This is a genomic window from Xenophilus sp., assembly GCF_044462705.1.
Classification (GTDB): domain Bacteria; phylum Pseudomonadota; class Gammaproteobacteria; order Burkholderiales; family Burkholderiaceae_C; genus Xenophilus; species Xenophilus azovorans.
Map to the genome: position 1 here is coordinate 12,104 of NZ_JBIQNC010000036.1, position 17,602 is coordinate 29,705.

Below are 17,602 nucleotides of genomic sequence, written 5' to 3' on the forward strand. Positions count from 1 at the left end.
GCCAGGCCGCCGGTCTTGAGCAGCGGGAAGATCTCGGCGCTGACCTGGAGCACCCGCATCAGCGGCCCAGGTCCTGCAGCACGGAGGCGTCGCCCTCGTCGGGCGACGCGCCGCCGGCCGCCGCCAGGCGGCGCAGCATCTCGCGCGTGATCAGCACCACGCCGCCCTCGGTGCGCTCGAAGCGGGCGGCATCGGCCACCGGGTCCTCGCCCACCACCATGCCGGCCGGGATCTCGCAGGCGCGGTCGATCACCACCTTCGACAGGCGCGCGCCGCGGCCGATCGTCACGTCGGGCAGGATCACCGCCTGCTCGATGCGGCAGAAGGAATGCACCCGCACGCCCGAGAACAGCACCGAGTCGCGCACCACCGAGCCCGAGACGATGCACCCGCCCGAGACGATGATGTTCACCGCCTGGCCGGGCTCGCCGCGCCGGTCGTGCACGAACTTCGCCGGGGGCAACTGGCGCTGGTAGGTCCATATCGGCCATTCGGGGTCGTAGATGTCCAGCTCCGGGGTCACCGAGGCCAGGTCGAGGTTGGCCGACCAGAACGCATCAATCGTGCCCACGTCGCGCCAGTAGGACGTGGCGCCGGGCGTGCGGGTGACGCAGGACAGGCCGAAGGGGTGCGCCAGCGCCCGCCCCTCGGCCACCGCGCGCGGGATGATGTCCTTGCCGAAGTCGTGGCTGGAGGCGGGGTTGGCGTGGTCTTCCTCCAGCAGCCGGTACAGGTAGTCGGCGTCGAAGACGTAGATGCCCATGCTGGCCAGCGCCGCGTCGGGCCGGCCGGGCATGGGCGGCGGGTCGGCGGGCTTCTCGACGAAGGCGCGGATGCGGCGGTCTTCGTCCACCGCCATCACGCCGAAGGCGCGCGCCTCCAGCCGCGGCACCTCGATGCAGCCGACCGTGCAGCCGCCGCCGTTGGCGACGTGGTCGCGCAGCATCAGCGAGTAGTCCATCTTGTAGACGTGGTCGCCGGCCAGCACCACCACGTAGTCGTTGCGCAGGGCGCGCGAGCGGATGATGTCGGCGTTCTGGAACACCGCGTCGGCCGTGCCGCGGTACCAGTGCTCCTCGCTCAGGCGCTGCTGCGCGGGCAGCACCTCGACCATCTCGCCCAGCTCGGCGCGCAGGAAGTTCCAGCCGCTTTGCAGGTGGCGCATCAGCGAGTGCGACTTGTACTGCGTGACCACCGCGATGCGCCGGATGCCCGAGTTGATGCAGTTGGACAGCGCGAAGTCGATGATGCGGAACTTGCCGCCGAAGTAGACGGCCGGCTTGGCGCGGCGGTCGGTCAACTGCTTCAGGCGCGAACCGCGGCCGCCGGCCAGCACCAGCGCGACGCTGCGGCGCACCAGTTGGTGGGTTTCGAGAGATTGGTTCATCCGGGTCTCCTCAGTCGTGTGGTGCGGCCTGCTGCGGCAGGCCCGTCAGTCTGGCACGGGCCGGGGCGTCCGGCAGCACAGCCACAGGCAGGCGGCCGATACGTTCTCGCGCGCCTGCAGCCGGCGCGGCGCGGGCGGGTCGTCGCCGGGGTCGCTGGCCAGGTGCAGGTCCCACGCGCCGGCGGGCGTGGCGAAGGTCTGCGCCTGCCCGGCCGCGTTGACCCACAGCAGCCAGCGCGGCGCCGCCGCGTCGGCGGGCTCGAACAGCACGGCCAGCGCCTGCTGCCGGCCGTCCTCCCAGTCGGCCGGCTGCAGGGGCGTGCCGTCGGGCTGCAGCCAGTGCACGCCGCCCTGGCCGGCGCCGGGGCGGGGCGGCCACCACTGCGTGTGGCGCAGGGGCTCGGCCCGGCGGCGCAGGGCGGCGAGCCGCGCCACGTAGGCGGCCAGCGCCGTGTCGGCGCGGGCCCAGTCCAGCCAACTGGTCTCGTTGTCCTGGCAGTAGGCGTTGTTGTTGCCGCCCTGGCCGTGGCCCAGTTCGTCGCCGGCCAGCAGCATGGGCGTGCCCTGCGACAGCAGCAGCGTGGCCAGCAGGGCGCGCGCTTTCGCGCGGCGGCGCGCCAGCACGGCCGGGTCGCCGGTGTCGCCTTCCACGCCCTGGTTGTGGCTGAGGTTGCGGTCGTGGCCGTCGCGCCCGTCCTCGCCGTTGGCCTCGTTGTGGCGCCGGTCGTAGCTCACCAGGTCGCGCAGGGTGAAGCCGTCGTGCGCGGCGATGAAGTTGACGCTGGCGGTGGGCGCGCGGCCCGCGTGGCGGAACTCCCCGCTGGAGCCCAGCAGCCGGTGCGCGAACTCGCCGCGGCCTGCCGCGCCGTCCAGGCCCTGGCGCAGCCAGAAGCCGCGCTGCGCGTCGCGCCAGCGGTCGTTCCACTCCAGCCAGCCGGGCGGGAAGGCGCCGAGCTGGTAGCCGCCGGGGCCGACGTCCCAGGGCTCGGCGATCAGCAGCGCCTGCGAGAGCAGCGGATCCTGCGCGCAGGCGGCGAAGAAGGGCGCGCGGCGGTCGAAGGCGCCATCCGCGCCGCGCCCCAGCACCGGCGCCAGGTCGAAGCGGAAGCCGTCCACGCCCAGCTCGGTCATCCAGTGGCGCAGGCTGTCGGTGGCGAGCTGCACCACGCGCGGCTCGGAGAAGTCGAGGCAGTTGCCGCAGCCCGTCCAGTTCTCGTAGAGGAAGGGATCGTCCGCGCGCAGCCGGTAGTACAGCGCGTTGTCGATGCCCCGCAGCGAGAGCGTGGGGCCGAGCTCGTCCGTCTCGGCGCTGTGGTTGTAGACCACGTCGATCACCAGCTCCATGCCGCGCGCGTGCACCGCGTCGGCGAGCTGGCGGAACTCCGACGACGGCGAGGTGCCCGGCCGGCCGCTCCAGTAGCGCGCCTCGGGGGCGAACCAGCCGATCGGGCTGTAGCCCCAGTAGTTGGACAGGCCCAGCTGCAACAGCCGTTCCTCGTCGGCGCGGTGCTGCACCGGCATCAGGCTCAGCGTGGTGATGCCCAGGCGCTGCAAGTGGTCCAGCACCGCCGGCTCGGCCAGGCCGGCGTAGCTGCCGCGCAGCGCCTCGGGCACGGCGGGGTGGAGCATGGTGTGGCCGCGCACGTGCAACTCGCAGATCACCCGCTCGCCCGGCGCGATGCGCGGCCGGCGCGGCGGCGGCCCGGGCAGCGGCGCGGTGACGCGCGCCTTGAGGGCGATGGCGCCGTTGTCGCGCGTGTCGCGCAGCTCGGGCTGGCCCGGTGCGTGGCCCAGGAAGATGTCCTCGCCGCCGTAGCGGCCGACGACCTCGCGCGCGTACGGGTCCAGCAGCAGCTTGGCCGGGTTGAAGCGCAGCCCCTGGCGCGGCGCCCAGGAGCCGTGCACGCGCCAGCCGTAGACCAGCCCCGCTCCGGCGCCCGGCAGCAGGCCGTGCCAGACGCCGTCGGTGCAGGCGGGCAGCGCCAGGCGCTGCTGCTCGCGCGTGCCGGTGGCGCCGTCGAACAGGCACAGCTCCACGCGCTGCGCTGCCGGCGCCGCCAGCGCGAAGTTGATGCCTTCGGGCAGCACCGTCGCGCCGAGCGGGTAGGGACGGCCGGGGGTCAGCATGGAGGGCGACGAGGGGATGGGTGGCGCGCGCACGCAGGCCGGGCAGCAGAAACCGTGCCGCTGCGCCTCATTCCGCCGGCGCGAAGTACACGCTCGCCAGCGGCGGCACCGTGATGTCGATGGACTGCGGCCGCCCGTGCCAGGGCAGCGATTCGGTGTGGACGATGCCGTTGCCCACGCCGCTGCCGCCGTAGACCTCGCCGTCGGTGTTGATGACCTCGCGCCAGGCGCCCGGCGCCGGCACGCCGAGGCGGTAGCCGCGCCGCACCTCCGGCGTGAAGTTGCACACCGCGACCACGCAGGCGCCGTCCTTCGCGCGGCGCACGAAGGCGAACACGGACTGCTGCTCGTCGTCGTGCACGATCCACTCGAAGCCCTGCGGCTCGCAGTCCAGCTCGTGCAGCGCCGGGAAGTGGCGCAGCACGTTGTTCAGATCGCGCACCAGCCGCTGCACGCCCTGGTGCGCCGGGTACTCCAGCAGGTGCCAGTCCAGGCCGTGGTCGTGGTTCCACTCGGCGCGCTGGGCGAACTCACCGCCCATGAAGAGCAGCTTCTTGCCCGGGTAGGCCCACAGGTAGCCGTACAGGTTGCGCAGCCCGGCGAACTTCTGCCAGTCGTCGCCCGGCATCTTGCCGATCAGCGAGCCCTTGCCGTGCACCACCTCGTCGTGCGAGAGCGGCAGCACGAAGTTCTCGCTGTGCGCGTACATCAGGCCGAAGGTGATCTTGCGGTGCTCGTGCCGGCGGTACAGCGGGTCGGTGCGCGCATAGGCCAGCGTGTCGTTCATCCAGCCCATGTTCCACTTGAAGTGGAAGCCCAGGCCGCCGTCCTCGGGCGGGCGGGTGACGGCCGGGAAGCTGGTCGACTCCTCGGCGATGGTGGTGGCGCCGGGCCGCTCGGTGCCCACCACGCGGTTGGTGCGGCGCAGGAAGTCGATCGCCTCCAGGTTCTCGCGCCCGCCGTGCTCGTTGGCCACCCACTCGCCGGGCGGGCGGCTGTAGTCGCGGTACAGCATGGAGGCCACCGCGTCCACGCGCAGGCCGTCCACGCCGTAGCGCTCCAGCCAGAACAGCGCGTTGCCCACCAGGTAGTTGCGCACCTCGGTGCGGCGCCAGTTGAAGATCAGCGTGTTCCAGTCGTTGTGGAAGCCCTCGCGCGGGTCGGCGTACTCGTACAGCGGCGTGCCGTCGAAGCGGGCCAGCCCGTGCGGATCGGTCGGGAAGTGCGCCGGCACCCAGTCGAGGATCACGCCCAGGCCGGCCTCGTGCGCCGCCTGCACGAAGTGGCGGAAGTCCTCCGGCGCGCCGAAGCGGGCCGTCGGCGTGTACAGCCCCACCGGCTGGTAGCCCCAGGAGCCGTCGAAGGGATGCTCGCTCACCGGCATCAGCTCCAGGTGGGTGAAGCCCATGTCGCGCGCGTAGGGCACCAGCGTCTCGGCCAGGTCGCGGTAGGTCAGCCACTCGTGGCCGTTCTTGCGCCGCCACGAGCCCAGGTGCACCTCGTAGATGCTGATCGGCGCATCGCGCCGGTTGGCCGCGGCGCGCGCCGGCGGCAGCACGGCAGGCGGCGGCAGCGGCCGCACCACGCTGGCCGTGTCCGGCCGCAGGCGCGAACCGAAGGCGTAGGGGTCGGCCTTGTGCAGCAGGTGGCCGTCGGCGCCGAGGATCTCGAACTGGTAGGCGTCGCCGGCCGCCATGTGGGGCACGAACATCTCCCACACCCCGCACTCGCGGCGCAGCCGCATCATGTGGCGGCGGCCGTCCCACTGGTTGAAGGGGCCGACCACCGAGACCCGGCGCGCGTTGGGCGCCCAGACGGCGAAAGCCACGCCCCGGGCGCCGCCCAGCTCGCACAGGTGCGCGCCCAGCCGCTCCCAGGGGCGCAGGTGGGTGCCCTCGGCCAGCAGCCAGGCGTCCAGCTCGCCCAGCACCGGCGGGTAGCGGTAGGGGTCGTCCAGCAGCGCGGCGTGGTCGTCCCACTGCACGTGCAGGCGGTAGCCCATGCGCGCCGGCGCGGCCGGCACCAGGGCCGCGAACAGGTCGGAGTCGCCCTGGCGCTGCAGCACCGCCAGCGGGTCGCCCGAGGCGGCGTGCACCACGCCCACCTGGCGCGCGCCCGGCATCAGCACGCGCACGACCAGCCCCTCGGGCGTCTCGTGCGGGCCCAGCACCGCGAACGGATCGCCGTGCTCGGCGCGCATCAGGGCATGGACTTCGGCCTCTGGCAGGTGCATCGCTGGGGGAGGGGGCTGCGGCAGGTCCGGCACATCGTACGCCAGCCCGCCGGGTGCTCCGGCGAGGCGTCAGCGGGTGGCGATTCCTGCCGTGGGCGCTTCGGGCCCGCGAACCACGCGCCGGCCTCCTGTTAGGTACCATGCCCCGCCATGGCGCCCACGTCCCCACCCGCCGGAGCCCCCCGCTGGTACTTCGGCTGGAACATCGTCGCGGCGGCGACGGTGCTCACCTTGCTCACGGTCGGCATGCGCATGGGCATCGGCCCGTTCTTTCTTCCGATGGCGCAGGACCTGGGCTTCAGCCGCAGCCTGCTGTCGGCCATGATCGCCGTCGGCATGCTGCTCTACGGCCTGGGCCTGCCGCTGGCCGGCCACCTGGCGGCGGTGCGCGGCACGCGCTTCGTCCTGTTGCTGGGCACGGCGGTCACCGTCGCCTCCCTGGCGTGGACCGTGGTGACCCGCGAGCCCGTCAGCTTCTTCCTCGCGTTCGGGGTCTGCGCCTCGCTGGGGCTGGCCTTCACGAGCCAGGTGGCGTTGACGCCGGTCCTCAGCCGGTGGTTCGTGCGCCGCCGCGGCACGGCGCTGTTCTTCCTGTCGACCGGGTCGATGGCGGGCATCGCCGTGCTGACGCCGGTGTTCGCGCATGCGATCGCCCATGTGGGCTGGCGCGCGACGATGCTGGGCTTCGCCGTCGTGTTCCTGGTGGTCGCGGTGCCCACCATCCTTCTCGTGATCCGCGACGAGCCGCCGCCCGGGGCCGATCGCCTGCCGGGAGAGGGGGGCGCCGCGGCCTCGAAGGCCGGTCTCCAGCCGCTGGCCGGCGCCGGCAGCGCGGCCGAGGCGATGCTCACGCCGGTCTTCTGGCAGATCTGCTTCGGCCTGTTCGCCTGCGGCTACAGCATGAACCTGCTCGGCACGCATGGCATGCCCATGCTCATGGACCACGGCTTCGATGGCCCGACCAGCGCCGCGGGCATCGGGCTCATCGGCGCGGTGGCGATCGTCGGCTCGCTGGTGCTGGGCCGCATCTCCGACACGGTGCCGCGGCGCAACGTGCTGGCCGCCATCTACCTCGTGCGCGGCATCGGCTTCCTGTGCCTTGTGGCGGTCACCTCGCCGTGGGCGCTCTATACGACCTCCGTCATCGGCGGTCTCGTGTGGGCCGGCAGCATTGCGGCCTCCTCGGCCATCCTGGCCGACGTCTACGGCGTGCGGCTGGTCGGCCTGCTCTACGGCCTGGCCTATGTCGCGCACCAGGTCGGCGGCATGATCAGTTCCTGGGCCGGCGGCTGGGCCTACGAGCACCTCGGCACCCACTGGCCGGCCTTCGGCTCCGCGGCGCTGCTCCTCGTCGCCGCGGCGGTGGTGTCGATGCGGTTGCCTGCCTACGGTGCCGGCAGTTCGCAGGCCAGGGCGGTGGCCGGGGCGTGACGAGGGCCGGCGGCCGCAGGAGGCGCCGGCTCAGCCGAGCACGTGGCCGGCCTGCTGGTCGGCGTGGTAGCTGGAGCGCACCATCGCGCCCACCGCGGCGTGCGAGAAGCCCATCTCGTAGGCCTTCTCCTCGAACATCCGAAAGGTGTCGGGGTGCACGTAGCGGCGCACCGGCAGGTGGCTGTTGCTGGGCGCCAGGTACTGGCCGATGGTCAGCATGTCGATGTCGTGCGCGCGCATGTCGCGCATCACCTGCAGGATCTCGTCATCGTTCTCGCCCAGGCCGACCATGATGCCGCTCTTGGTCGGCACGTTGGGGTGCAGTGCCTTGAACTTCTTCAGCAGGTTCAGGCTGAACTGGTAGTCGGAGCCCGGCCGCGCCTCCTTGTACAGGCGGGGGATGGTCTCCAGGTTGTGGTTCATCACGTCCGGCGGCGCGGCCTTCAGGATCTCCAGCGCGCGGTCGTCGCGGCCGCGGAAGTCGGGCACCAGGATCTCGATCTGCGTGGCGGGCGACAGCTCGCGCGTGCGCTGGATGCACTCGACGAAGTGGCCGCTGCCGCCGTCGCGCAGGTCGTCGCGGTCCACGCTGGTGATCACCACGTACTTCAGGCGCAGCTTGGCGATGGTCTTCGCCAGGTTGAGCGGCTCGTCCTTGTCCAGCGGGTCGGGCCGGCCGTGGCCCACGTCGCAGAAGGGGCAGCGGCGCGTGCACTTGTCGCCCATGATCATGAAGGTCGCCGTGCCCTTGCCGAAGCATTCGCCGATGTTGGGGCAGGAGGCTTCCTCGCACACCGTGTGCAGGTTCGACTCGCGAAGGATCTGCTTGATCTCGTAGAAGCGCGTGGTCGGGCTGCCGGCCTTGACGCGGATCCACTCGGGCTTCTTCAGCACCTCGGCCTGCACCACCTTGACCGGGATGCGCGACAGCTTGGCGGCGGCTTTCTGCTTGGCCGATGCGTTGTAGTTTTCGGCGGACTGGGCCTCGCGGACGACTTCGGGGGTGCTCATGGGATCCTTCAGGGGGCCAGGAAGGCGACGAGCTTCCGGCTCAACACCTGGGCAGCTTCGTCCCAGGCAACGGAGACGCCGATTGTAGAAAGGTCCACCGTCTTCAGCCCGGCATAGCCGCAAGGGTTGATGCGCGTGAAGGGTTCCAGGTCCATCGCCACGTTGAGCGACACCCCGTGGTACGTGCAGTGCCGGCTGACCTTGATGCCCAGCGCAGCGATCTTGCCCAGGCCGCGGAAGGGGTCGCCGCCCGGCTGCGGGCCGGCCAGCGCGGCGTGGCTGAACGGATCGTCCAGCCTCACGTAGATGCCCGGCGCGCCCGCCACGCGGTGCCCCGTCACGCCGAAGTGCGCCAGGGTGCGCAGCACCGCCTCTTCCAGCCGGTACACGTATTCCTTGACGTAATAGCCGGCACGGCGCAGATCGATCAGCGGGTAGGCCACCACCTGGCCGGGGCCGTGGTAGGTGACCTGCCCGCCGCGGTCGGTCTGCACCACGGGGATGTCGCCGGGCAGCAGGATGTGGTCCTGCCGGCCGGCCAGGCCCTGGGTGAAGACGGGGGGGTGCTCGCAGACCCACAGCCGGTCGGGTGCGTCGGCGGGGCGCTCCTGCGTGAACTGCCGCATGGCGGCGAAGGTGGCCTGGTAGTCGGCGCGGCCGAGCATGTGCAGCTCCGGCGCCCACGCCGGCGCGGCGATCTCGGGCGCCGCGCCGGCGTTCACAGCACGACCTTCACCATCGGGTGCGAGGACAGGGCGCGGTACAGGTCGTCGAGCTGCTCGCGGCTGGTGGCCGTCACCGTGATGGTGACGCCCAGGTAGTTGCCGGCCTTGCTGTCGCGCAGCTCGATGGTGCTGGCGTCGAAGCCGGGATCGAACTGCCTGGCCACCTGCGTCACCGCGTGCACGAAGCCGTCGACGTTGGCGCCCATCACCTTGATGGGGAAGGGCGAGGGGTACTCGATCAGCGAGTCCTTGCGCGGGTCGTCGGTCTTCGTGGTCATGGCTTGCCTTTCAGAGGTTCATGCCGCCGCGGCCTGCTTGGCTTCCTGGTAGGCGGCGTACAAGCAGTCGTAGATGGGGCCGGGCACGCCCTTTCCAACCGGCTGCCCGTCCAGCCGCGTCACCGGCAGCACCTCCTTGGAGGCGGAGGACAGCAGCAGCTCGTCCGCCTGCCGCACTTCCTCGCGCGTGATGTCGCGCAGCGCGAACGGGATGCCGTGCCGCGCGCACAGCCGCTCCAGCAGCCCGTAGCGGATGCCGCGCAGCACGCGGTGGTCCGCCTGCGGGCCGCTCACGCGGCCGTCCTTCACCACCCACACGTTGCTCGACGAGGCCTCGCTGAGCAGGTCGCCGCGGAACATGACGGTCTCGGCCGCGCCGGCCTCCACGCTGATCTGCCGCGCCAGCACCGCGCCCAGCAGGCTGGTGGCCTTGATGTGCGCCTTCTGCCAGCGGAAGTCCTCGGCGCTGACGCAGGCCACGCCGCGCGCGCGCACCTCGGCCGGCACCGGCCTGAGCGGGTTGAGCATCGCGAAGACCGTGGGCGCCAGGCCGGTGGGCATCGCATGGTCGCGCATCGCGACGCCGCGCGTCACCTGGAAATACAGGCCCTGGGTGGCTGCGGGCGGCGCCTCGCGCACCAGCCGCTGCGCGATGGCGCGCCATCCGGCCAGCTCGTGCGGGTTCGGGATGCGCAGTTCGTCCAGCGATCGGGCCAGCCGCGCCATGTGTTCCTCGAAGCAGAACAGATGGCCGTCGTAGACGGGCACCACTTCGTAGACGCCGTCGCCGAAGATGAAGCCGCGGTCCAGCACGCTGATCCTCGCGTCCCGCAGCGGAAGGTACTCGCCGTTCAGGTGGCAGGGCGTGGAGGGCAGGGCGTCCGGGAAGGCGGGGTGCATCGCGGGATTATCCGGAAGCCCCGACAAGTGGGCCGCCGCCCGGCGGCGAGGCCATGACGCCACATCTTTCGGCCGCGTCCTGCCGGGGATGGACGGGTTTTTACTTATAATGAGAGGCTTTGTAGAATTTCCGCGAGATTGGGGCGGCCATTCGAATGACAACCAACGCCCCGTCTTCCGAAGTCGACGCCGAAGCCTCCGACTTCAAGCCGCTGACCGCCGAGGAGGCGCAGCGCTTGCGCGAGCAACATCCCGAATTGTCACCCTGGTGGGTGATTGGCGCCCAGGTGGCGGCGGGCTTGCTCGTGGCGGTGGTGGCGTGGTTCTGGACGCACCGGCCGGTGGCGGCGGTGTCGGCGTTCTACGGAGCGATGGCGGTGGCCCTGCCGGCGGCGTTGTTCGCCCGGGCGATGCGACGAGCGAAGGACGTCGCGTCACAGTCCGCTGCCATGATGGGATTCGTGATCTGGGAGTTGATCAAGATCGCGCTGACCGTGGCCCTGCTGGTCGCGGCGCGCTGGCTGATCGAAGGCGTCCACTGGCTGGCCCTGCTGGCAGGCATGGTGGTTGCGCTGAAGATGTACTGGGTGGCGCTTGCCGTGCGGCCCCGTTTGTTGAACCGGATTTGACCGTTTAAGAGAAGAGATCGAGAAAGATGGCCGCCGAAGGACACGCCCCGACCGCCAGCGAATACATCGTCCACCACTTGCAGCACTGGCAGGTGGACTGGAGTGGCCACCCGGTGGTGCAGAAGGCCATCGTCGACTTCAATGTCCTGAACCTGGACTCCATCCTCTATGCGCTGGCGCTCGGCGCGCTGGGCTGCTTCGTGATGTGGCTGGCCGCGCGCAAGGCCACCTCGGGCGTGCCGGGCCGCTTCCAGGCCGCGGTCGAGATCCTGGTCGAGATGGTCGACAACCAGGCCAAGGCCAACATCCACAACGCGCAGAGCCGCAAGTTCATCGCCCCGCTGGCGCTGACGGTGTTCGTGTGGGTGTTCCTGCTCAACGCGATGGACCTGCTGCCGGTGGACCTGCTGCCGGCCCTGTGGACCCAGCTGCACGCGGCGACGGGCGGCGACCCGCACCATGCTTACATGCGCGTCGTGCCCACGGCCGACCTGTCGACCACGCTGGGCCTGGCCGTCGCGGTGCTGTTCCTGCGCTTCTGGTACAGCCTGAAGGTCAAGGGCGCCGGCGGCTGGGGCCACGAACTGGTGACCGCGCCCTTCGGCTCGCATCCCGTGCTGTGGCCGGTCAACCTGCTGATGCAGTGCATCGAGTACATCGCCAACACCGTCTCGCACGGCATGCGGCTGTTCGGCAACATGTACGCGGGCGAACTGGTGTTCATGCTGATCGCCCTGATGGGCGGCGCCATGGCGATGTCGCTCACGGGCGTGCTGCTGCCGGTGGGCCATGTGGTCGCCGGCTTCATCTGGGCCGTGTTCCACATCCTGGTGATCACGCTGCAGGCCTTCATCTTCATGATGCTGGCGCTCATCTATCTCGGCCAGTCGCACAGCGCGCACTGACCTCCCGCTTTCCCTTCCTCTTTCCTCACTCTTGCCTTTCAACTAAGGAGTCATCATGGCAAACGTTCTCGGTCTCGTCGCTCTGGCTTGTGGTCTGATCGTCGGTCTCGGCGCGATCGGCGCGTCGATCGGCATCGCGCTGATGGGCGGCAAGTTCCTCGAGTCCTCGGCCCGTCAGCCCGAACTCATGAACGACCTGCAGACCAAGATGTTCATTCTGGCCGGTCTGATCGACGCCGCCTTCCTGATCGGCGTGGCCATCGCCCTGCTGTTCGCCTTCGCCAACCCCTTCGTCGTCGCCGGCGCCTGATCCTCTCCTGCCACACCGTCCTTAGAAAGGTGTTGCCGTGAGTATCAACGCGACCCTGTTCGTTCAGGCCGTCGTCTTCCTGCTGCTCGTGTGGTTCACGATGAAGTTCGTGTGGCCGCCGATCGCGAAGGCGCTGGATGAACGAGCCCAAAAGATCGCCGCGGGTCTGGCGTCTGCCGAGAAGGCCAAGGCCGAACTCGCGTCCGCCAACCAGCGCGTCGAGCAGGAGCTGCAGGCTTCGCGCACCGAGACCAGCAATCGCCTGGCCGATGCCGAGCGCCGCGCGCAGCAGATCGTCGAGGAGGCCAAGGCCCGCGCGACGGACGAGGCCAACAAGATCGTGGCCGCCGCCCGCGAGGAAGCCGAGCAGCAGGCCGTGCGCGCCCGCGAGGCGCTGCGCGAGCAGGTGGCTGCGCTGGCCGTCAAGGGCGCCGAGCAGATCCTGCGCAAGGAGGTCGATGCCAACGTGCATGCCGACCTGCTGGCCCGCCTGAAGACCGAGCTGTAAGAGGACGACGCGATGGCCGAACTCGCCACCATTGCCCGTCCGTATGCCGAGGCGCTGTTCAAGGCCAGTGCCGGCAACGCCGACGCGACGCTCGCCTGGCTCGAGCCGCTGGCCCAGGTGGCCGGCAGCGCGCAGCTGCAGGAGGCCGCGGCCAATCCCAGGCTGGGCGCCGAGCAGGTCTACGGGCTGATCGCGGGCCTCGTGCCGCAAGGCCTGCCGCAGGCCGGGCAGAACTTCCTGCGCATGGTGCTGGAGAACGGCCGCCTGGCCGCGCTGCCCGAGGTGGCGACGCAGTTCCGCGCCCTGAAGAACGCCGCCAGCGGCGTGGCCGATGCCGCCATCTACAGCGCCTTCCCGATGGATGCCGCCGCGGTGGCCGAGGTGCAGGCCGTGCTGGAGAAGCGCTTCGGCCGCAGGCTGACCACCCACGTCGAGGTCGATCCCTCGCTCATCGGCGGCGTGCGCGCCGTGGTGGGCGACGAAGTGCTGGACACCTCCGTCAAGGCCCGGCTCGAACAAATGAAGGCGGCGCTCACCGCGTAAGGCGGCCGGGCCGTCACACCGATTGAAAGAAGGAAAGAGTCATGCAACTCAATCCCGCAGAGATTTCCGAACTGATCAAGAGCCGGATCGAGGGGCTGGGCGTCAGCGCCGACATCCGCAACGAGGGCACCGTCGTCTCGGTGACCGACGGCATCGTGCGCATCCACGGCCTGTCCGAGGCGATGCAGGGCGAAATGCTGGAGTTCCCGCCCACCCCCGGCGGCCAGCCGACCTACGGCCTGGCGCTGAACCTCGAGCGTGACTCGGTGGGCGCGGTGATCCTGGGCGAGTACGAGCACATCTCCGAGGGCGACACCGTCAAGTGCACGGGCCGCATCCTGGAAGTGCCCGTCGGCCCCGAGCTGATCGGCCGCGTGGTCAACGCCCTGGGCCAGCCGATCGACGGCAAGGGCCCGGTCAACGCCAAGCTGACGGACGTGATCGAGAAGGTCGCTCCCGGCGTGATCGCCCGCCAGTCGGTGGACCAGCCGATGCAGTCGGGCCTGAAGTCCATCGACTCGATGGTGCCGATCGGCCGCGGCCAGCGCGAACTGATCATCGGCGACCGCCAGACCGGCAAGACCGCCGTGGCGATCGACACGATCATCAACCAGAAGGGTCAGAACATGACCTGCGTCTACGTCGCGATCGGCCAGAAGGCTTCGTCGATCAAGAACGTGGTGCGCGCACTGGAGCAGGCCGGCGCGATGGAATACACCATCGTGGTCGCCGCTTCCGCGTCCGAGTCGGCCGCGATGCAGTACGTGTCGGCCTACGCCGGCTGCACGATGGGCGAGTACTTCCGCGACCGCGGCCAGGACGCCCTGATCATCTATGACGACCTGTCCAAGCAGGCCGTCGCCTACCGTCAGGTTTCGCTGCTGCTGCGCCGCCCGCCGGGCCGCGAAGCCTACCCCGGCGACGTGTTCTACCTGCACAGCCGCCTGCTGGAGCGCGCCGCCCGCGTGAATGCCGACTACGTCGAAGCCTTCACCAAGGGCGAGGTCAAGGGCCGGACCGGTTCGCTGACGGCGCTGCCGATCATCGAGACGCAGGCCGGCGACGTGTCCGCCTTCGTGCCGACCAACGTGATCTCGATCACCGACGGCCAGATCTTCCTGGAAACCAACCTGTTCAACGCCGGCATCCGCCCCGCCATCAACGCCGGTATCTCGGTGTCGCGTGTGGGCTCGGCGGCGCAGACCAAGGTCATCAAGGGCCTGTCCGGCGGTATCCGTACCGACCTGGCGCAGTACCGCGAATTGGCTGCCTTCGCGCAGTTCGCCTCCGACCTGGATGAAGCGACCCGCAAGCAGCTGGACCGCGGCGCCCGCGTGACCGAACTGCTCAAGCAGCCGCAGTACAGCCCGCTGCCCATCTCGCTGATGGCCGCCTCGCTGTTCGCGGTGAACAAGGGCTTCATGGACGACCTGGACGTCAAGAAGGTGCTGCCCTTCGAGCACGGCCTGCACCAGTTCCTCAAGACCAGCCACGGCGCGCTGCTCGACAAGATCGAGCAGGCCAAGGCGCTGGACAAGGACGCCGAAGCCGACCTGACCGCCGCCATCACGGCGTTCAAGAAGTCCTTCGCCTGATGGCGCTCGGACGCAACGAGGCTTAAGGAGCATCGATGGCAGCCGGCAAGGAAATCCGCGGCAAGATCAAATCGGTGGAGAACACCAAGAAGATCACCAAGGCCATGGAAATGGTGGCCGCGTCGAAGATGCGCAAGGCGCAGGACCGCATGCGTGCGGCCCGTCCCTACAGCGAGAAGATCCGCGCGATCGCGGCCAACCTCGCGCAGGCCAATCCCGAGTACACCCACGCCTTCATGAAGACCAACGACGCCAAGTCCGCGGGCCTCATCGTGGTGACGACGGACAAGGGCCTGTGCGGCGGCATGAACACCAACCTGCTGCGCGCCGTGACGGCCAAGCTGCGCGAGCTGCAGCAGGCGGGCATGACGGCCGACACGGTGGCGATCGGCAACAAGGGCTTCGGCTTTCTCAACCGCATCGGCGCGCGCGTGGTCTCGCACGTCACGCAGCTGGGCGACACGCCGCACCTGGACAAGCTGATCGGCCCGGTGAAGGTGCTGTTCGACGCCTATGCCGAGGGCAAGATCAATGCGGTCTACCTGGGCTACACGCGCTTCGTGAACACGATGCGCCAGGAGTCGGTGGTCGAGCAGCTGCTGCCGCTGAAGGCCGAGTCGCTGCAGGACGAGAAGGGCCAGCACAGCTGGGACTACCTCTACGAGCCCGACGCGCAGACCGTCATCGACGAGCTGCTGGTGCGCTACGTGGAATCGCTGGTCTACCAGGCCGTGGCCGAGAACATGGCCTCCGAGCAGGCGGCCCGCATGGTGGCCATGAAGGCCGCCACCGACAACGCCGGCAACGTGATCAACGAGCTGAAGCTGGTCTACAACAAGACCCGCCAGGCCGGCATCACCACCGAGCTGTCCGAGATCGTGGCCGGTGCGGCCGCGGCCACCGGCAACTGACAAGACAAATTTACTGGAGCAGACAATGGCTCAAGCAGAAGGCAAGATCGTTCAATGTATCGGCGCCGTGGTGGACGTCGAATTCCCGCGCGACCAGATGCCCAAGGTGTATGACGCGCTGAAGTTCCAAGAGGGTGGCCTGACGCTCGAAGTGCAGCAGCAGCTCGGCGACGGCGTGGTGCGCACCATCGCGCTGGGCAGCTCGGACGGCCTGCGCCGCGGCATCACCGTGGTCAACACCGGCGCTCCCATCACCGTGCCGGTCGGCAAGGCCACGCTGGGCCGCATCATGGACGTGCTGGGCAACCCCATCGACGAGCGCGGCCCGGTCAGCCAGGAGCTGACGGCCTCGATCCACCGCAAGGCCCCCGCCTACGACGAGCTGTCGCCCTCCACCGAGCTGCTGGAAACCGGCATCAAGGTGATCGACCTGGTCTGTCCCTTCGCCAAGGGCGGCAAGGTGGGCCTGTTCGGCGGCGCCGGCGTCGGCAAGACCGTGAACATGATGGAGCTCATCAACAACATCGCCAAGGCGCACTCGGGCCTGTCGGTGTTCGCCGGCGTGGGTGAGCGCACCCGCGAGGGCAACGACTTCTATCACGAGATGTCGGATTCCGGCGTGGTGGTGCAGGACAACCTGGCCGACTCGAAGGTGGCCATGGTCTACGGCCAGATGAACGAGCCCCCGGGCAACCGCCTGCGCGTGGCGCTGACGGGCCTGACCATCGCCGAGTCCTTCCGCGACGAAGGCCGCGACGTGCTGTTCTTCGTGGACAACATCTACCGCTACACGCTGGCCGGCACCGAGGTGTCCGCACTGCTGGGCCGCATGCCCTCCGCCGTGGGCTACCAGCCGACGCTGGCCGAGGAAATGGGCCGCCTGCAGGAGCGCATCACCTCCACCAAGGTCGGTTCGATCACCTCCATCCAGGCCGTGTACGTGCCTGCCGATGACCTGACCGACCCCTCGCCCGCCACGACCTTCGCCCACCTGGACTCCACCGTGGTGCTGAGCCGTGACATCGCCTCGCTGGGCATCTACCCGGCCGTGGACCCGCTCGATTCGACCAGCCGCCAGCTGGACCCGAACGTGGTCGGCGAGGAGCACTACAACGTGGCCCGCGCCGTGCAGGGCACGCTGCAGCGCTACAAGGAACTGCGCGACATCATCGCCATCCTGGGCATGGATGAACTGGCGCCGGAAGACAAGCTGGCCGTGGCCCGCGCCCGGAAGATCCAGCGCTTCCTGTCGCAGCCCTTCCACGTGGCCGAGGTGTTCACCGGCTCGCCCGGCAAGTACGTGCCGCTGGCCGAGACCATCCGCGGCTTCAAGATGATCACCAACGGCGAGTGCGACCACCTGCCGGAGCAGGCCTTCTACATGGTCGGCACCATCGACGAGGCGTTCGAGAAGGCCAAGAAGGTCGCCTGATAAGAGGCAGCGAGCATGGCAAACACCATTCACGTCGACGTCGTCAGCGCCGAGGAGTCCATCTTCTCGGGCGAGGCGAAGTTCGTCGCGCTGCCCGGTGAAGCCGGCGAGCTCGGCGTCTATCCGCGCCACACCCCGCTGATCACCCGCATCCGTCCCGGCGCCGTGCGCATCGAGACGGCCGACGGCGGCGAGGAATTCGTCTTCGTCGCCGGCGGCATCTTGGAGGTGCAGCCGAACTGCGTCACGGTGCTGTCCGACACCGCCATCCGCGGCAAGGACCTGGACGACGAGAAGGCCAACGCCGCCAAGCGTGCGGCCGAAGAGGCGCTGAAGAACGCCAAGAGCGACATCGACATCGCCATGGCGCAGTCCGAACTTGCGGTGATGGCCGCGCAGATCGCGGCGCTGCGCAAGTACCGTCAGAAGAAGTAAAAAGCGCCCGCAGGCGGCCACTCGCCGCTCGCGCTTTCCAGTCAAAGCCGCCTCCGGGCGGCTTTTTCTTTGGCATCTCGGCGTTACTTTGGCTCAAAATGGGTCGAAGTTAAGTCTTGTCTGGCCGAAGCGTGCTCCCTAGCATTCGCCCACTTCGCGCTTCCGGCACCGGCAAGGCGTCCGACGTGGAGCAAGAAGAGACATGCACGGAGACACACGCTTGGCCCCCTGGAACGGCCTGT

General features: G+C 69.7%; 17 protein-coding genes. 10 read left to right on the forward strand and 7 right to left on the reverse strand.

What is annotated here, in order from left to right:
* Positions 1–58: 58 nt before the first annotated feature.
* The 3 genes from glgC to glgB form a co-directional block, all read right to left on the reverse strand.
* Positions 59–1,387 carry a glucose-1-phosphate adenylyltransferase gene (gene glgC / locus ACIY1X_RS08335; protein ID WP_399679747.1) on the reverse strand — a complete coding sequence of 443 codons (1,329 nt, stop codon included), beginning with the start codon at positions 1,385–1,387 and terminating at the stop codon, positions 59–61.
* Between the two features lie 45 nt (positions 1,388–1,432).
* Positions 1,433–3,514, reverse strand: a complete 2,082-nt coding sequence (glgX, locus tag ACIY1X_RS08340; RefSeq protein ID WP_399679748.1) for a glycogen debranching protein GlgX — start codon at positions 3,512–3,514, stop codon at positions 1,433–1,435.
* 67 nt (positions 3,515–3,581) lie between these two features.
* Complete coding sequence (gene glgB, locus ACIY1X_RS08345; protein ID WP_399679750.1) at positions 3,582–5,747, reverse strand: 1,4-alpha-glucan branching protein GlgB; 2,166 nt, start codon at positions 5,745–5,747, stop codon at positions 3,582–3,584.
* A 150-nt stretch (positions 5,748–5,897) separates the two neighbouring features.
* On the opposite strand from glgB, the gene ACIY1X_RS08350 reads away from it, so the two are divergent.
* Positions 5,898–7,178, forward strand: a complete 1,281-nt coding sequence (locus ACIY1X_RS08350) for an MFS transporter (RefSeq protein WP_399679752.1) — start codon at positions 5,898–5,900, stop codon at positions 7,176–7,178.
* 30 nt (positions 7,179–7,208) lie between these two features.
* On the opposite strand, the gene lipA is transcribed toward ACIY1X_RS08350, so the two are convergent.
* The 4 genes from lipA to ACIY1X_RS08370 are packed head-to-tail and all read right to left on the reverse strand — an operon-like array spanning position 7,209 to position 10,092.
* A complete protein-coding gene (lipA, locus tag ACIY1X_RS08355) occupies positions 7,209–8,189 on the reverse strand; it encodes a lipoyl synthase (RefSeq protein ID WP_399679754.1) in 981 nt (326 codons plus the stop codon).
* A gap of 8 nt (positions 8,190–8,197) precedes the next feature.
* Entirely contained in the window at positions 8,198–8,854 is a 657-nt protein-coding gene (lipB, locus tag ACIY1X_RS08360) for a lipoyl(octanoyl) transferase LipB (RefSeq protein ID WP_399679769.1), read from the reverse strand.
* A gap of 53 nt (positions 8,855–8,907) precedes the next feature.
* Positions 8,908–9,192, reverse strand: a complete 285-nt coding sequence (locus ACIY1X_RS08365; RefSeq protein WP_399679755.1) for a YbeD family protein — start codon at positions 9,190–9,192, stop codon at positions 8,908–8,910.
* A gap of 18 nt (positions 9,193–9,210) precedes the next feature.
* Complete coding sequence (locus ACIY1X_RS08370) at positions 9,211–10,092, reverse strand: D-amino acid aminotransferase (protein ID WP_399679757.1); 882 nt, start codon at positions 10,090–10,092, stop codon at positions 9,211–9,213.
* 155 nt (positions 10,093–10,247) lie between these two features.
* On the opposite strand from ACIY1X_RS08370, the gene ACIY1X_RS08375 reads away from it, so the two are divergent.
* Genes ACIY1X_RS08375 through ACIY1X_RS08415 form a run of 9 tightly spaced genes read left to right on the forward strand, consistent with a single transcriptional unit; the run spans position 10,248 to position 17,360 of the window.
* Positions 10,248–10,721 carry an ATP synthase subunit I gene (locus ACIY1X_RS08375; protein WP_399679759.1) on the forward strand — a complete coding sequence of 158 codons (474 nt, stop codon included), beginning with the start codon at positions 10,248–10,250 and terminating at the stop codon, positions 10,719–10,721.
* A 26-nt stretch (positions 10,722–10,747) separates the two neighbouring features.
* Entirely contained in the window at positions 10,748–11,626 is an 879-nt protein-coding gene (gene atpB / locus ACIY1X_RS08380) for a F0F1 ATP synthase subunit A (protein WP_399679761.1), read from the forward strand.
* A 55-nt stretch (positions 11,627–11,681) separates the two neighbouring features.
* Positions 11,682–11,936 carry a F0F1 ATP synthase subunit C gene (gene atpE / locus ACIY1X_RS08385; RefSeq protein WP_038200332.1) on the forward strand — a complete coding sequence of 85 codons (255 nt, stop codon included), beginning with the start codon at positions 11,682–11,684 and terminating at the stop codon, positions 11,934–11,936.
* A 37-nt stretch (positions 11,937–11,973) separates the two neighbouring features.
* Positions 11,974–12,444, forward strand: a complete 471-nt coding sequence (locus ACIY1X_RS08390) for a F0F1 ATP synthase subunit B (RefSeq protein WP_399679763.1) — start codon at positions 11,974–11,976, stop codon at positions 12,442–12,444.
* A gap of 12 nt (positions 12,445–12,456) precedes the next feature.
* Complete coding sequence (locus ACIY1X_RS08395; RefSeq protein ID WP_399679764.1) at positions 12,457–12,987, forward strand: F0F1 ATP synthase subunit delta; 531 nt, start codon at positions 12,457–12,459, stop codon at positions 12,985–12,987.
* Positions 12,988–13,028: 41 nt separating this feature from the next.
* Positions 13,029–14,582 carry a F0F1 ATP synthase subunit alpha gene (gene atpA, locus ACIY1X_RS08400; RefSeq protein WP_399679765.1) on the forward strand — a complete coding sequence of 518 codons (1,554 nt, stop codon included), beginning with the start codon at positions 13,029–13,031 and terminating at the stop codon, positions 14,580–14,582.
* Between the two features lie 35 nt (positions 14,583–14,617).
* Positions 14,618–15,493: a F0F1 ATP synthase subunit gamma gene (gene atpG, locus ACIY1X_RS08405; RefSeq protein ID WP_038200325.1), complete on the forward strand. Its 876-nt coding sequence runs from the start codon at positions 14,618–14,620 to the stop codon at positions 15,491–15,493.
* 25 nt (positions 15,494–15,518) lie between these two features.
* Positions 15,519–16,925 (forward strand): F0F1 ATP synthase subunit beta, encoded by a 1,407-nt coding sequence (gene atpD / locus ACIY1X_RS08410; protein ID WP_038200324.1) that lies wholly within the window; start codon positions 15,519–15,521, stop codon positions 16,923–16,925.
* A gap of 15 nt (positions 16,926–16,940) precedes the next feature.
* On the forward strand, positions 16,941–17,360 hold the full coding sequence (locus tag ACIY1X_RS08415; protein WP_399679767.1) for a F0F1 ATP synthase subunit epsilon: 420 nt from the start codon (positions 16,941–16,943) through the stop codon (positions 17,358–17,360).
* Positions 17,361–17,602: the final 242 nt, after the last annotated feature.

Coding starts and splice junctions, on each gene's coding strand:
- ACIY1X_RS08375 (WP_399679759.1), top strand. CDS start 10,248: ATGACAACCAACGCCCCGTCTTCCGAAGTCGACGCCGAAGCCTCCGAC.
- atpD (WP_038200324.1), top strand. CDS start 15,519: ATGGCTCAAGCAGAAGGCAAGATCGTTCAATGTATCGGCGCCGTGGTG.
- ACIY1X_RS08370 (WP_399679757.1), bottom strand. CDS start 10,092: ATGCACCCCGCCTTCCCGGACGCCCTGCCCTCCACGCCCTGCCACCTG.
- atpG (WP_038200325.1), top strand. CDS start 14,618: ATGGCAGCCGGCAAGGAAATCCGCGGCAAGATCAAATCGGTGGAGAAC.
- glgX (WP_399679748.1), bottom strand. CDS start 3,514: ATGCTGACCCCCGGCCGTCCCTACCCGCTCGGCGCGACGGTGCTGCCC.
- glgB (WP_399679750.1), bottom strand. CDS start 5,747: ATGCACCTGCCAGAGGCCGAAGTCCATGCCCTGATGCGCGCCGAGCAC.
- ACIY1X_RS08365 (WP_399679755.1), bottom strand. CDS start 9,192: ATGACCACGAAGACCGACGACCCGCGCAAGGACTCGCTGATCGAGTAC.
- ACIY1X_RS08415 (WP_399679767.1), top strand. CDS start 16,941: ATGGCAAACACCATTCACGTCGACGTCGTCAGCGCCGAGGAGTCCATC.
- lipA (WP_399679754.1), bottom strand. CDS start 8,189: ATGAGCACCCCCGAAGTCGTCCGCGAGGCCCAGTCCGCCGAAAACTAC.
- ACIY1X_RS08350 (WP_399679752.1), top strand. CDS start 5,898: ATGGCGCCCACGTCCCCACCCGCCGGAGCCCCCCGCTGGTACTTCGGC.
- glgC (WP_399679747.1), bottom strand. CDS start 1,387: ATGAACCAATCTCTCGAAACCCACCAACTGGTGCGCCGCAGCGTCGCG.
- ACIY1X_RS08395 (WP_399679764.1), top strand. CDS start 12,457: ATGGCCGAACTCGCCACCATTGCCCGTCCGTATGCCGAGGCGCTGTTC.
- lipB (WP_399679769.1), bottom strand. CDS start 8,854: ATGCTCGGCCGCGCCGACTACCAGGCCACCTTCGCCGCCATGCGGCAG.
- atpB (WP_399679761.1), top strand. CDS start 10,748: ATGGCCGCCGAAGGACACGCCCCGACCGCCAGCGAATACATCGTCCAC.
- atpA (WP_399679765.1), top strand. CDS start 13,029: ATGCAACTCAATCCCGCAGAGATTTCCGAACTGATCAAGAGCCGGATC.
- atpE (WP_038200332.1), top strand. CDS start 11,682: ATGGCAAACGTTCTCGGTCTCGTCGCTCTGGCTTGTGGTCTGATCGTC.